At 61.7% G+C, this 13,411-nt stretch carries 12 protein-coding genes; 4 read left to right on the plus strand and 8 right to left on the minus strand.

What is annotated here, in order from left to right; genetic code table 11:
• Positions 1 to 29: 29 nt before the first annotated feature.
• The 7 genes from BLR71_RS06510 to BLR71_RS06540 form a co-directional block, all read right to left on the minus strand.
• Entirely contained in the window at positions 30 to 1,388 is a 1,359-nt protein-coding gene (locus BLR71_RS06510; RefSeq protein ID WP_092524299.1) for a metallophosphoesterase, read from the minus strand.
• Positions 1,389 to 1,479: 91 nt separating this feature from the next.
• The gene (locus tag BLR71_RS06515) at positions 1,480 to 2,208 is read right to left on the minus strand and encodes a histidine phosphatase family protein (RefSeq protein WP_092524301.1); all 729 of its coding nucleotides are present in this window, start codon (positions 2,206 to 2,208) and stop codon (positions 1,480 to 1,482) included.
• A complete protein-coding gene (locus BLR71_RS06520) occupies positions 2,205 to 3,224 on the minus strand; it encodes an NUDIX domain-containing protein (RefSeq protein WP_092524303.1) in 1,020 nt (339 codons plus the stop codon). The genes BLR71_RS06515 and BLR71_RS06520 overlap by 4 nt, the downstream gene beginning before the upstream one ends.
• The gene (locus BLR71_RS06525) at positions 3,221 to 4,399 is read right to left on the minus strand and encodes an HprK-related kinase B (protein ID WP_092524305.1); all 1,179 of its coding nucleotides are present in this window, start codon (positions 4,397 to 4,399) and stop codon (positions 3,221 to 3,223) included. The genes BLR71_RS06520 and BLR71_RS06525 overlap by 4 nt, the downstream gene beginning before the upstream one ends.
• The gene (locus tag BLR71_RS06530; protein WP_092524307.1) at positions 4,396 to 5,280 is read right to left on the minus strand and encodes a GAK system ATP-grasp enzyme; all 885 of its coding nucleotides are present in this window, start codon (positions 5,278 to 5,280) and stop codon (positions 4,396 to 4,398) included. Before BLR71_RS06530 ends, BLR71_RS06525 begins: the two co-directional genes overlap by 4 nt.
• Positions 5,273 to 6,916: an aminoglycoside phosphotransferase family protein gene (locus tag BLR71_RS06535; protein WP_092524309.1), complete on the minus strand. Its 1,644-nt coding sequence runs from the start codon at positions 6,914 to 6,916 to the stop codon at positions 5,273 to 5,275. The genes BLR71_RS06530 and BLR71_RS06535 overlap by 8 nt, the downstream gene beginning before the upstream one ends.
• Positions 6,897 to 7,397 carry an NUDIX domain-containing protein gene (locus BLR71_RS06540; protein ID WP_092524311.1) on the minus strand — a complete coding sequence of 167 codons (501 nt, stop codon included), beginning with the start codon at positions 7,395 to 7,397 and terminating at the stop codon, positions 6,897 to 6,899. The genes BLR71_RS06535 and BLR71_RS06540 overlap by 20 nt, the downstream gene beginning before the upstream one ends.
• A 105-nt stretch (positions 7,398 to 7,502) precedes the next feature.
• On the opposite strand from BLR71_RS06540, the gene BLR71_RS06545 reads away from it, so the two are divergent.
• A complete protein-coding gene (locus BLR71_RS06545) occupies positions 7,503 to 8,747 on the plus strand; it encodes a GAK system CofD-like protein (RefSeq protein WP_245696361.1) in 1,245 nt (414 codons plus the stop codon).
• Positions 8,748 to 8,848: 101 nt separating this feature from the next.
• Here the strand turns inward: BLR71_RS06545 and BLR71_RS06550 are convergent, their stop codons facing one another.
• On the minus strand, positions 8,849 to 9,118 hold the full coding sequence (locus tag BLR71_RS06550) for a hypothetical protein (RefSeq protein WP_092524315.1): 270 nt from the start codon (positions 9,116 to 9,118) through the stop codon (positions 8,849 to 8,851).
• Positions 9,119 to 9,433: 315 nt separating this feature from the next.
• Here BLR71_RS06550 and metG point away from each other — a divergent pair, with 315 nt between their 5' ends.
• From metG to BLR71_RS06560, 3 genes are read left to right on the plus strand one after another with little or no spacing between them, the layout of a single operon-like run.
• Positions 9,434 to 11,488 (plus strand): methionine--tRNA ligase, encoded by a 2,055-nt coding sequence (gene metG, locus BLR71_RS06555; protein WP_092524317.1) that lies wholly within the window; start codon positions 9,434 to 9,436, stop codon positions 11,486 to 11,488.
• Positions 11,489 to 11,546: 58 nt separating this feature from the next.
• Positions 11,547 to 11,699 (plus strand): hypothetical protein, encoded by a 153-nt coding sequence (locus tag BLR71_RS17610; RefSeq protein WP_175491622.1) that lies wholly within the window; start codon positions 11,547 to 11,549, stop codon positions 11,697 to 11,699.
• 39 nt (positions 11,700 to 11,738) lie between these two features.
• Positions 11,739 to 13,304, plus strand: coding sequence for a sensor domain-containing diguanylate cyclase (locus tag BLR71_RS06560; RefSeq protein ID WP_092524319.1), 1,566 nt, complete (start codon positions 11,739 to 11,741; stop codon positions 13,302 to 13,304).
• Positions 13,305 to 13,411 lie beyond the last annotated feature (107 nt).

A 13,411-nucleotide genomic window follows, 5' to 3' on the forward strand; every position in this document is an offset into this window, starting at 1 on the left:
TTCGGGACGCCGAGGGAAAGGCCGGCTCTTCAGGCGCCCGGCGCCTCCGCCGGTGAGAGGTGGCGCGCCGGCTCGAATACCTTGGCGTGGGGGTGATCATTGCTGATACCGATGACCTTGCCGTCAGGATGAATGATGGTGACGCCCACGCCGTGCCCTTCTAGCCCCTCCTTGCGCCGCGAATTCCGGTCCAGGGTAATGTCCCCCTCGATATGCATCATGCCCTGCCTGAGCATGATGTGCTGTCCGGTGGTGCGATTGATATGGCCATGCACGACGGCATGCACCCCCTGGCGGAAAGCGCGATCGACGCCCTGGCGAGTCAGCGGCAAGTCGACCTTGCGGTACTTGGTGCGCATGGTGTTCGCCAAGGTGCCGTAATAGAACTCGAAAAGGTCATGCTTGATCTGGTCATCGAACATTCGGTTAAGGGACTTGACGCTTTCGAGCTCGATCACTTCAGTAATGCCATCGTCGAGGCCGGCGTGAATGAACAGAAAGGAGCCTTCGCGGTGGGCCAGCTGCATGGCCCGGAAGAACCAGGCAAAGTCCCCCTTGCGGTGCATGAACTGTGCTTTTGCCTCCAAGGCCGTGGCATAGACCTCGCGCATGGACAGCCCCGCCTTTTGACAGGCGTCTTCGAAGGTGTCGACCTTCTTGCGCATTCGCGAGAGCTCACGTTCGATGTTGCGCTGAGACATCAAACGGCCGGCCTGAGGCGGGAACGTCTCGAACCAGTTATCCGAAGGAAACAGCCGCCGCCGGCATTCCTCGGCGCTCGGGATACCCTTCAGCGGCTTCGTGCGCGCCTTGAGGTAGGTATCGTGAATCTCGCGCAATAATGGCACGACCTTACTGCCCATTCGCACGAAGAGGTGTTCGGTCTCGGGTGAGCGAGGTTCCTCTAGGGCACGCAAGCCCATCAGCAGGCGCACGTCGTGATTGCCGGCCAGCAGCTTGACCCGCGCCCCGGTGTCGAAGAGCGCCTTGACGCTACGCAGCAGGTCGAGATTGCTCGGCCCCTTGTCGAGACAGTCGCCGCCAATCACGAACAGGCCCTGGCGGCCAGGCTTGGTCAAGGCGAAAGCATCATGCTCGGGGCCGGTCTTCTTCACGCCACCGGAAGCCACCAGCGAGGCGCTGAAAGCAGCGGCATCCGCATGGGGGTCCGAGACGAAATAGACGGGGCGTTTCGGCCACTTCAAGGGGCTCAGTGAGGCAGCACGGTTCATCACCGCGGAAAAGTCGCTCCGCTGGCGATGCGCCTTGTCCGCGGCACGTTCGCCGCCAAGCCGCCAAGGTTCGGCTGTGCTGGGCAGCCCCTCGGGCATCCAGCACTTCTTGCCCTTGTAGTGTGGAAGCACTGCGTCAGCATCTTGGTTCGCCATGATCCGGCTCCCGTTTATCAATGCCCCCGAGGGTATGACGCCCTTGTGACATGGCGATGACGCCGGCCGTCATCGCCACTAAACAGCCTTCTCAATCCCGAAACTGGGCGTGCGGTCGACGCACCTTCCACGCGCCAGCGATATGCCGCCACCCCTCTACCTGATGGTATTCCAGCACAACCGGCCGGGCATGGTGCATGCTCAATTGGGCAATCTCGTCGAAGGCCAGAACCCCCAAACGATATGCCGCATGGCGAAATGCCGCGCCGTGGCCCACGAAGACCTTCAGCACATCGGCTTCGCTGTGCCGAGCCAAGGCCTGCATCTGTGCCGTCAGGTGGCTCGCGACCCGCTCCCCGGCCTCCATCAGCGATTCCGCCCCCTGCAGTGGCAGGCGAAAATGACTGTCCGACTTCCAGTTGGCCGGCAAGCAGGGAAAGCGCGGGTCCTCGGCGATGATCGCTTCGATCTGGGCGGCGCTCAGGTTGGCGGCACTGCCAAGGCCACGCTCGGCCAGATCGTCGAAGCCCTCGACCGCCACGCCGTGCCGGCCCTCTTCAAGCACCGATTGCATCAGACTGGCCGTCTGCCAGGCGCGCAGCAGGTTCGAGCTATCGATCTGTGTCGCCAGTTCACAGCCCAAGGTGCCGATCATGTCACGCAGCTCGCACCCCGCTCGCGTGGCCTGCTCACGCCCAACTGACCTCAGCGGAAAGGGCTGGTGGGCGCTGGGCGTATCCGCAAGCTGATGATAGTCGCCGTGCCGCACTAACGCGGCCAACAGCCTGGGTTGCCGATGGCTCGATTGTGGGTGCGTCATGATGATGGCCTCTTGGCCGGGGGAGCCTCAGCGGAGGCTGCCTCAAGGCGGTACGACAGCTCATGCACCATGGCGCCAAGACGCGGCTGCCGAAGGCATTCCGCCGCCTGCTCGGCCGACATCCATTGCCGAGCCCTGTGCGGCTCTTCGCGTGCCTCGTCTGCCAACTCCCGAGTGACGCGCATGGAGAAGACGGTGACCTCGCAAGGGGCTCCCCATTTGCGGTAATGATAGTGACCAAGCGCCGGGGCATCGGTATCTCCCTCGATGCCGGCCTCTTCTAGGGCCTCCTTGTGGGCAGAGGCCTGAAGACTCAGCCCCGGCTCGGCAATGCCCTTGGGCAGGCTCCAGTGGCGGTTGCTGCTCGAACCGATCACCAGCACCTCGAGCCTCCCCTGGCGCATCCGATAAGGCACGACCGCCGACTGAACATAGTAATAGGCTGGACGCTCACGGCGCTCAGGGCCATCGGGGAAGGGAAAGGGAAAGTGCTTGGGAAGCTCCCTCGCCCGGCGGATCTCCAGCAACCGGGCATTGCCCGGGCCGAGCTGCGACCAGGCGCCATCGATGGCCAGGCGAACGAGACTGGCGGTCGGCAACAGCTTGCCGTCACCTGCCAACGCCGGCGGCTCGGGCAACAAGTAGTCCAGCAGCTCTTCGAGGTCCGGATTATGGCCAACCAGCATGAGGCGCCGAATGCTATCCGGCGCACCGGCGATGCAGGCTACCAGCGTCTCTGGCGTCCCGTGGTAGAGGGCCGGGGCGACTTCGAGCTCATCGGTCGTCGCGCCCATGGCTTTCAGGCATTTCTCGGCAGTGGCCCTGGCCCGCAGCGCCGGCGACGCCAGTACCATCTGGGGCACCAGCGCCTGCTGCGCCAGCCAGGCGCCCATCCGCTGGGCGCCGAGCTTGCCACGCTTCTTCAAGGGCCGCTGCTGATCCGCTACCGGCTGCGACCAGTCGGACTTGCCGTGGCGCAGCAGCAGAAGCTCGCGGGATGTCGATTGCCGGCTCATGGCGCCCCGCTCTCTTCTCCCGCTGGCCCCTCCGGCGACGCTTCGCCATTCAGGCCCAGCAACGCCGGCAGGTGGTGGCCGGCCAACAGCTCGAAGTCGACCGTGCCGCTAACCTCATAGACAGGCACGCCACTCAGTGCCGCCAGGTAGGCTTCAGGGTCGAGCGGCGTCTGGTCATCCAGGAATCGTCCTTGGGCATCCTGATACAAGGGCCCTGGCGATTTCATCACAGCGTCCAGCAATTCTGGGCGCTGGTTGATATCTACTCGCTCACAGCGCACCGGCTGCCTTCCGTCGCGCCGCCAATTGAGAATCACCACCGCCGCCAATCGGGCCTCGCGACACAGGCGCCCGGGCCCATACAGCTCGTCGATCATCACATCGTACTTTTCCTCGAGATCCCACAGCGCCTGCCTGGGCATGGAAAGCCAATGCTTGCGCTGCTCAGCAGACACCAGCGAGGACAGGCGCTTGCTATGCACGATGGTGCCAGGATTGATACGCGGCAGTTTGGCAATACCCGCGGCCTGCACGCCTTTCTCGTCTTGGCGGATAAACAGCCGGTCATTGGTCAAATAGTCGAGCGCCGGGTGTTCCATGGCGGTGAGCATGGCCGTCGACTTGCCGCCGCCGGAAAAGCCGGCAATGGCCACCGCCTGATCGCCCCTCGCCAATCCAGCAGCATGGCAGATCAACCAGTCCTGCTGCTGAAGGTCATTCATGTACTGGGCATTGATGAAGTTGATGACCTGGTTGTCGTTGGCCTCGCAAGGGCCGGCGGCAATGCGCCAGGTGTCACTCTGCAGGAACACCATGCCGGTGCGCACCTTGCGCAACAGCCGCCCGCCCCGCAGGTCGACATAGCTGTCCTTGCGGCCCGTCTTGCCGGGCTCGCGCGCCCAGTCGCTGAAGTTCAGCGACATGGCCGGCGGCGGGCACTCGATCGCCAGCACCTCGATATCAGGCAGGCGATCCGGCGCGAGGTAGGCGTGAAAGTAGCGGTTCAGGGCGTCAAGCAAGGGGCGCGAATTGGAGCGAATGGCCAAGGTGCGGCGCCCAACGTCGATCACCAGAGACGTCTCCAGCATGCTGGCATCGCCGCACAGCGCCTGGGCGGCCTCCTCCACGCTAATCAGTCGGTCATCGTTCATCGTATCGATCAGGATATCGCTCATAGTAAGGCCAACACATGGTCAGTGTAGGCTGCCGCCGCATCGATGCCCGGTCCCTCTAGGGCACCACGAAAACCACCGAATGCCGACACTTCGAAAATGACCGGGCCCTGTGCCGTCTCGGCCACATCGACGGTGGTGAAATCCATGCCAAACGGCGCCTGAGCACGCCTGGCCAGCTCGATCATCGACTCGGGCGGTTCATAGGCCGCATAGCGGCCACCACTGTGGATGGTGGTGTTCCAGGTATCGTTCTGGGAGACCCGCGCATAGGTTCCCAGGTAGCGCCCGGCGAGAAACACCATGCCCAGGTCACGGCCCGGAAGGACGATCTTGCGCTGCAGATACATCATCGGATTGTGGCGACGAAATGCCTCGATGTCTCGGCGCAGCTCCCGCTTGGGCTGATCGGCCTTGATCACACACATGCCGCGCGCCTTGGTGGAATAAAGCGGCTTGAACACCGCCTCCCCATACTCGCGAACCGCTTCGAGGGCCTGGTCGACATCTTCGGTCACCAGGGTCTCCGGCATCGGAATGCCGGCCTTGCGCAAGCTGATGGTGCAGCTCAATCGATTGATCAAGCGCAGGATATTGTCGGCACCGCTGAAGACCTTGACCCCTCTGGCCTCGGCCATGCGCAGTAACTCCAGCCGGTCGAGCGTGTTGGGGCTGTACTCACCGCCAATCTTCTTGACGATCAGGGCGTCCAGCTCGCCGAGGTCCTGTCCCTTGAAGCGAATGGCGCCGCTGCCCAGGTCGAGGGCGACCTTGGCCATGTCGATCACCAGGCGGTAGCCGGTTCGCGCTTCGACGGCATCGGCCAGCACCTCGGTGGACCACTTGCCCGGAATACCAATCACGCCGATTTTTGGGTTAGTCAACGAAGATCTCCTTCAGAGGAATTCTAAATTTGTCGGCCTTGTCGATATCCGCGGCCAGCACTAACTCGATCAAAAAGCGTGCACGCAGAAACATGCTGCGGGCCAGTGACTTATCGAGAATGAAGCGAGTGGAGGTGGCGAATGAACGTGCCAGTCCCAGCGCCAGGCGCAGTTCGAAGGTCGTGTCCTGCTGTTGGTTGGCGTGGCGCCGCGCCACCCGGTAGATCTCCATGGCCACCCGCATGATGCGCTCACGCAGCGGGGCATCCCTGATCTGTAGCCGGTAGTTGGAGACCATGAACACCGAGACATCCTGCACATAATCCATGTAGCTGGAGCGGTGTAGATCGATAAAGTTGATTCGCTTTTCCAGCGGATCATAGATGATATTGTCGACGTTGAAGTCGCCATGGATATAAACCGCGAAAGGCGCCACCAGAGAGGCTTCTCGCTCTTTGGCCTGCTCGACCAGGGTGTCGAAAGCGGGCAGGTCGACCCCGCACAGGCGCAGGTCGCCGCGATGAAACTCGGGATGAATCTTGTAAACGTCGTCCAGGCGCTTTTGAAGCTGTTGCATATGGCGTGCGGCCACGCCCTCTGGGGTAAACGTCTCCTGCCAGACCGAGCGCAGCGTGCGAGTCAGATATTTCACTGCTTCATCGACCAGCTCGGTCGACTCATTGAGCAGCAAGTGCTCGAACGTAAAGCCGGGTAGATGCTCGATCAGCAGGGCCGCGGATTGGCCGCGCTTCTGATAAGACAGAATCTTCGGCGCCAGGCCCGGATAGATCTCGTGCCAGCTTTCAACGCCCTGCCGCTCCTCCTTCACCTTGCGCTTGACGCCGTCCTTGAAGATGGCGACATAGCCGTTTTCCCGCGCATTCGGCGAGCGGATACCGGAGATCGCGCTGCCAGAGCGCGTCTCTGCCAACGGCTCGATACTCAAGGCTTCCTCGCGGTTATCAATGTCATCCACCAGCGACTGCAGGGAGTGATAGCGCTCGAAGTTGACCGGCTGACCGAGATTGGCGGAGATAATCACTTCGCTGATATGCAGAAGCGTCGCCGCCATCTGGCGAATGGCATGGGCGACAAAGAGGCCTCGCGTCAGCGCCTCGGTGTTGTCCTTCTTCTTCAGGGCCGCCACATAGCTCGCGAGACGCAGGCGATAGGCTTTTTCGAGACCGTTCTGCAACTGCCCCAAGCGCAGCGCCAAGGGCGTATCGTTCTCAGCAACCGCCGGCTCGACGAGCTGAATGCCGCTGCGAATGCTCTCCACCATGGCGCGCAGTGCCTGGGGCTCGAGCCCTGCCAAGTCGTCGACTTCCTGCAGATGCCTGACGCAGTCCCGCGTAAGTTCGGTGAGGCGCTCGAGATCGGTGGCGATGAGCTCGATGCTACGCAGCATCTGCGGCAGACTGCTGCGGCGGTGTTTCTTGGCCGACAGCCGCCTCATGCAGTCGTTATGAATGCGCATCTTGAGGTTATAGGCATAGCCACGGCGATCGAGAAGCCGATGGGCAATGGCCGTGGTGGGCGTCTCTAGAAACTGCTCGAAACTGGCCAACTGCGAGTCCACTTCAACGCACAGGAAACGCAGGTTGTCCTCGATACTCTTAGGCGGTCGAGTCGTCATGAAAAGCGCCGGCATAAGCCAAGGAGGTTGAACCCTGCTCGGCGGCGCGAATCAGCGACGGCAAGCAGGAGGAAAGGTATTCGGGGGTGAAGGTCAGTTCAGGGAGTGTGTCGATATCGACCCAGCAAACGTCCAACTGGCGCTTGTCCGGCAGAGGCCCGTTACCGGCGACATAGTCGGCGGGCAGCATGCAAAGGAAGATGAAGTCCACCAGGTGGCGCCGGCTGGGCGGCTGGGTGTCCTTACGCTTGAAGACATCGCATACCGTCACCAGCCGCGGCGCGTCGACCCGGGCACCGATCTCTTCCAGGCATTCGCGCTGCAGGGCATCTTCAAGGGTTTCGCCTGTGCCCTGTGCGCCGCCGGGCAGGGCATAGCGCCCGCCCTGCTTGCGCAGCAGCAACACCTGATGGTCGCGCAAGATCAGAGCACGCGCCGTATTACGCACACCGGAAAGTAGGTCGGGCAGTCGATCGGGCATGGGATCCTTGCTGATCACGGCTCACATATCGCCGACAAGCTTATCATCCACTCAATGAACCTCTGGTTACAGTCATTGACTTGATAGATCTGGCGTGGATGATCGTTGCCATTCACGGATAGCGCCACGCTTCAGGACGCCAAGATGATCAATGTCAGGGTCACACGCAATGCCCAAGTCCCGGACCCGTTGCGGATCCGGCGCTGCCAGAAAACCCCCGAACTCGGCCCACGGCTGCTCTTCTTCAGCGGCGGGTCAGCACTCAACGGCCTGTCCAAGAACCTGCAGCACTACACGCATAACTCGATTCACCTGGTCACGCCGTTCGACTCCGGCGGCAGTTCCGCCAAGCTGCGCGATGCGTTTCGCATGCCGGCCATCGGTGACCTGCGCAGCCGCCTGATGGCCTTGGCCGACGACTCGATACTTGGCCACCCGGAGGTCTACCGCCTATTCCAGTATCGCCTGCCCAAGGACCGGCCAGCCCTGGAGCTGGAGCGGATGCTGGCGGCCTTGGCCGATGGCAGCGACCCCCTGATGCGCGACATAGCCAATCCGATGCGCAAGCTGATTCGCCACCAGCTCGGGTATTTCTGCGCCGCCAAGCCGGACGACTTCGACCTGCGCGGGGCCAGTATCGGCAACCTGATCCTGGCCGGCGGCTACCTCAACAACCATCAGCACCTGGACCCGATCATCTTCCTGTTTTCCAAGCTGGTGCACGTGCGCGGCACCGTTCGGGCGATCGTCAACCGGGATTATCATCTGGCGGCCCAGCTGCAAAACGGCGATACCCTGCTCGGCCAACACCGGCTCACCGGCAAGGAAGTGGCACCGCTCGACTCGCCGATCGTCCATCTCGGCCTATCCCGACAGCCGGATGCCAATGAGCCCGTCACCGCCAAACTGCGTGAGAAGAACCGCCGACTGATCGCGTCGGCAGAGCTGATCTGCTTTCCCCCCGGCAGTTTCTACTCGAGCTTGATCGCCAACCTGCTGCCGGCAGGCGTGGGTCAGGCAATCCGCGACAATGCCAGCCCCAAGGTGTTCATTCCCAATACCGGAACTGACCCCGAGCAGCTTGGCATGAGCCTCGAGCGCCAGGTCGATACGCTACTGGGTCAGTTACGCCTGGATGCCGGTGACGCCACCCCGACCGGTGAGCTTCTGAACTTCGTGCTCCTCGACAGTCGAGGCGGCGACTACGCCTTGGATATCTCGATAGAGGAACTGGCCGGACGCTGGGCCGAACGGGGCATTGCCATGATCGATACCCGACTGATCAGCGAAGACAGCGCGCCCTACTACGACAATGATCTACTGACCTGCGCGCTGCTGTCTCTGGTTTGACTATCTCACCAAGCGCACAGGCAAGACACCAGTAAAAAGGCCCGCGGCACAAGTTGCCGCGGGCCTTCGATTATATTGGCGGATTAGCCGGTAGGCGGGCCTCAGTTACAGGGCACCACGCTACGCTGAGTGTCTAACGCCCACAGCGTCTTACCGTCAGGCGTCTTGCCCTGCTCATTCCAGGTCTCGGTGACCTTGATGCAGTAGGAGCCGAGGTCTTCCGTCTTGACCTGTGGATCTGCCGGGCGCTCATTGCCAATGCGCATGATATCGGGGTTCTGGCTGGTGTAGTTGGGCGCGATAGCACCGCCAGCGCAGCCGGCGATCAGGGTCGTCAGTGCCAGCAGGGGCAGGATAGGAGTGAAACGCATAGATATTTACCTCATGTGAAGAATCACTGAGCCATGCGTGATGTCAGAACGATGAGTCTGCCGGGCACGACCTGAATCCGTAGATCCTGCCTCAGGCAACGTAGAGGCACTCTACCCCTTGGCATGAAGCAGGCCAAACGTCGCTCGTCACCGACACCCAGATACCGACGGCGGATGCAGGCAGCGGCGAAAATGCTACAATCTTCGGCTGATTTCATGGTCATCACGTCAGGGACACTGCCCGGCAGCAGAGGCCGCTTCCGACACGAGGCCTCCAGTCCCTCACGCACTACGTTACGGGAACCCCGCGCCACTATGTCGAATTCCGCGTCGAACACCGCCAACCCTTCGCGCAAGATCCTGGTCACCAGCGCCCTGCCCTACGCCAACGGTGCCATCCACCTTGGCCACCTACTGGAGTACATTCAGACCGATATCTGGGTGCGCTTCCAGAAAAGTCGCGGGCACCAGTGCCACTACGTCTGCGCCGACGACGCCCATGGTACGGCCATCATGCTGCGCGCAGAACAGGAAGGCATCACATCCGAGGCCCTGATCGAGCGGGTTTCCCGCGACCACCAGGACGACTTCGCCCGCTTCGGCGTCGGGTTCGACAACTATCATTCGACTCACTCGCCGGAAAACCGCCATTTCAGCGAGCTGATCTATACCCGGCTTCGCGAGAAGGGCCATATCGCGACCCGTGACATCGAGCAGATGTATGACCCGATCAAGGGCCTTTTCCTGGCCGACCGTTTCATCAAAGGCACCTGCCCCAAATGCAAGACCGATGATCAGTACGGCGACAACTGTGAGGCCTGCGGCGCGACCTATACCCCGGCAGAGCTGATCGACCCCGTCTCGGCGATCTCGGGCGCTACTCCTGAGGTGAGAAGCTCGACTCACTATTTCTTCAAGCTGCCTGATTTTGCCGACTTCATGCAGGGGTGGATCAATGACGGCCATGTGCAGCCGCAGATCCGCAACAAGTTGCTGGAATGGTTCGAATCCGGCTTCAACGAGTGGGATATCTCGCGCGATGCGCCCTACTTTGGCTTCGAGATCCCCGATGCACCGGGCAAGTACTTCTACGTATGGCTCGACGCACCGATCGGCTACCTGGCCAGCTTCCAGAATCTCTGCGAGCGCGAAGGCCTGGATTTCGACAGCTACTGGCAACCCGGCTCGGATGCCGAGGTCTATCACTTCATCGGCAAGGACATCGTCTACTTCCATGCCCTGTTCTGGCCGGCGATGCTACACGGTGCCGACTTCCGCACCCCTACCGCGGTCAACTGCCACGGCTTCGTGACCGTCAACGGCGCCAAGATGTCCAAGTCCCGTGGCACCTTCATCAAGGCCGCCACCTACGCGGAGTACCTGAACCCCGAGTATCTGCGCTACTACTTTGCCGCCAAGCTGACCGCCGGCGTCGATGACCTGGACTTGAACCTCGAGGACTTCGCCGCTCGGGTCAACGCGGACCTGGTGGGCAAGGTGGTCAATATCGCCAGCCGCTGTGCCGGCTTCGTCAAGAAACTCGGCGGCGGTCAGCTAAGCGCGCATTGCGCGCAACCCCAGCTAGTGGCCCGCTTCATCGCCGCCGGCGACGCCATCGCCGAGGAGTTCGAAGCCCGTGAATTCGGCCGCGCCATGCGCCGGATCATGGAACTGGCCGACGAGGCCAATACCTATATCGCCGAGGCCGAGCCCTGGGTGCTTGCCAAGCAGGAAGGCCGTGAGCAGGAGGTGCTCGACATCTGTTCGGTCGGTATCAACCTGTTCCGTCAGCTGATGGTCTACCTCGCCCCGGTCGTGCCCCAGATGGCTGACGATGCCATGGCCTTCCTGCAGCTCGAGTCGCTTGACTGGGAAAGCCGCCGCGATGTGCTGCTGGGTCACGCCATTGCCAAGTTCAAGCCGCTGATGACGCGCATCGAGCGCGACAAGATCGACGGCATGATCGAGGCCTCCAAGGAAGACCTCGCCGAGGAGAAGAAAATGAAAGAAACCGCCAAGGGGCCATTGGCCGATGATCCCATTGCCGAGGAAATCGGCTTCGATGACTTCAGCAAGGTCGACCTGCGCATCGCCCGCATCGCCAAGGCGGAATACGTCGAAGGGGCCGACAAGCTGCTCAAGCTGACGCTCGATCTCGGCGGCGAGACGCGCACGGTCTTCTCCGGCATCCGCAAGGCCTATGCCCCCGAGGCCCTCGAGGGGCACCTGACGGTGATGGTCGCCAACCTGGCACCGCGCAAGATGCGCTTCGGTATCTCCGAGGGCATGGTGCTGGCCGCCGGCAACGACGACGGCATCTATTTGCTGGAGCCGCACAGCGGCGCCGAGCCGGGACAGCGTGTGACCTGAAGCAAGGCCTGTGCGCCATGTCCGGTATTCCATGGCGCCTACTGCATGGACGGTACGCATGACCGAAGTGAAGGACGGCCCTATCCATCAACCAGCGCGCAGCCAAGGCTGCGCGTTTTCCTTTCTTCAGGGTCAGGCATTCAAGCAAATGCCGCACCAGCCGATAAGCGATTATCATCCCAAGCATCCATTGATCACTCAGGCGACATGACAGGCTCTCAGTGCCTAGACGCCAACCTGGTGGAAACTCATGCTCTCAGCACTGCATTCTCTGCGTTATCGTTTTGTCTTCGCCTTGCTGGGGTTGTTGATCATTGCGCTGGTGACCCTGGTCGCTTTTACGCGCTTCACCCTCATGCCGGAGATGCTCAAGGATGAGTCCAACCAGGCTCATGAGGCGCTCGACCGAGCACAGCGAGCCATCGATAACGAAATGCTCCACCTGGAAATGCTCAGCCAAGACTGGGCCTCCTGGGATGACAGCTATCAGTTCATGCGCGACGGGAATCAACACTTTTTAGCCTCCAATCTTGGCGATGTTTCCATCTTCCAGGACGCCGACCTGAGCATGATTGCCTTCATGAAGCCCCAAGGTCAGCTTTACTGGTTAAGCGGCATAAGTCCGGTCGACAGCAAGCCAGAGGGGTGCGCCGCACTCGATACGCAGTGTCAGTGGGCTCGCCCCTTTCTCGAAACCTTGAAGCAACGCATTGCCGACGATCCCGCCAAGGAGGGCCTTACTTGGTTTCAGGCCTACCCTCAGAAGGCCCTGGTCAGCGTTCAGCCCATTCTTCGCAGCGATGGCAGCGGGCCACTCAGAGGATGGCTCGCCATGATACGTCCGATGAGCGCTGAATGGCTGAGAAAGCTGCACAACAGCACGGGCCTGCCGATCGAGGTGCAGCACGCGACCGACCAACAGCAGCCGCTCAAGCTGGAACGCCTCAATGACCAGACCATGCGTGCCAGCCGGCTCATCCCAGCGGCCCCAAGAGGCGAGCAGCTCTCCATTGAGATCGATTTGCCCCGCCAACGCCTGAACAGTCGCATCGAGGCCATGAATCTCGGGCTTTCCTGGACCCTGAGCCTGATGGGGCTGTTGCTCCTTCTGGTGCTATGGATGCTCGAGCGCATGGTGCTGAACCCGCTACGGCTGTTCGCGATCTTCACCCGCCAGGTGCGGCGCCCGGAGCGCACCGATGTTCCCGCGACGCTCCTGAAGCGGCGCGACGAAATAGGCATTCTGGCTCGTCAATTCCAGCAGCTGCTCGAATTTCAGCGCCAGCAGAAGGCGGAACTGGTCGAACTCTCGGAACGGGACCCGCTTACCGGGTTGGCCAACCGACGGCGCTTCGATGAACATCTGGCAACGTCGATGAAGATGGATAAGCGACGCGAGCAGTCAACGGCCCTGGTGGTCATCGACATTGACCACTACAAGGCCTTCAACGATCAGTATGGCCACCCGGCTGGCGATGCCTGCCTGCAGGCGCTGGCCAAGGTGATGAGCGCTCATTTCAATCATCCCGAACAGCTGATCGCCCGCACTGGCGGCGAGGAATTCATGGCGGTGCTGCCCAACACCTCGCAGCAATCGGCAGTCGACTCGGCCGACCGCCTACGCGCCGAGATCGAGGCACTGGGGATTCCGCATTCGGGCAAGGTCGTAACCATCAGCGCCGGCGTCGCCTGCAGCACGCCTGACACCCCCTTGAGTGCCTTGCAGTTGATCGAGTCCGGCGACCAGGCGCTCTACGCAGCAAAGGATTCAGGACGCAACCAGGTCATACCCTTCGAATATCTCGACATGGCATGACGGCTGATGGCCAGCCCGGTATGACGCGCACTCCCCCCGCGCTATAATCCTCCGCTCGACGTCGTCGGCGCTCGGCGGCGCCCATCTTGGTTATCCACTTCTCGCTG

It is taken from the genome of Onishia taeanensis, assembly GCF_900100755.1.
Classification (GTDB): Bacteria; Pseudomonadota; Gammaproteobacteria; order Pseudomonadales; family Halomonadaceae; genus Onishia; species Onishia taeanensis.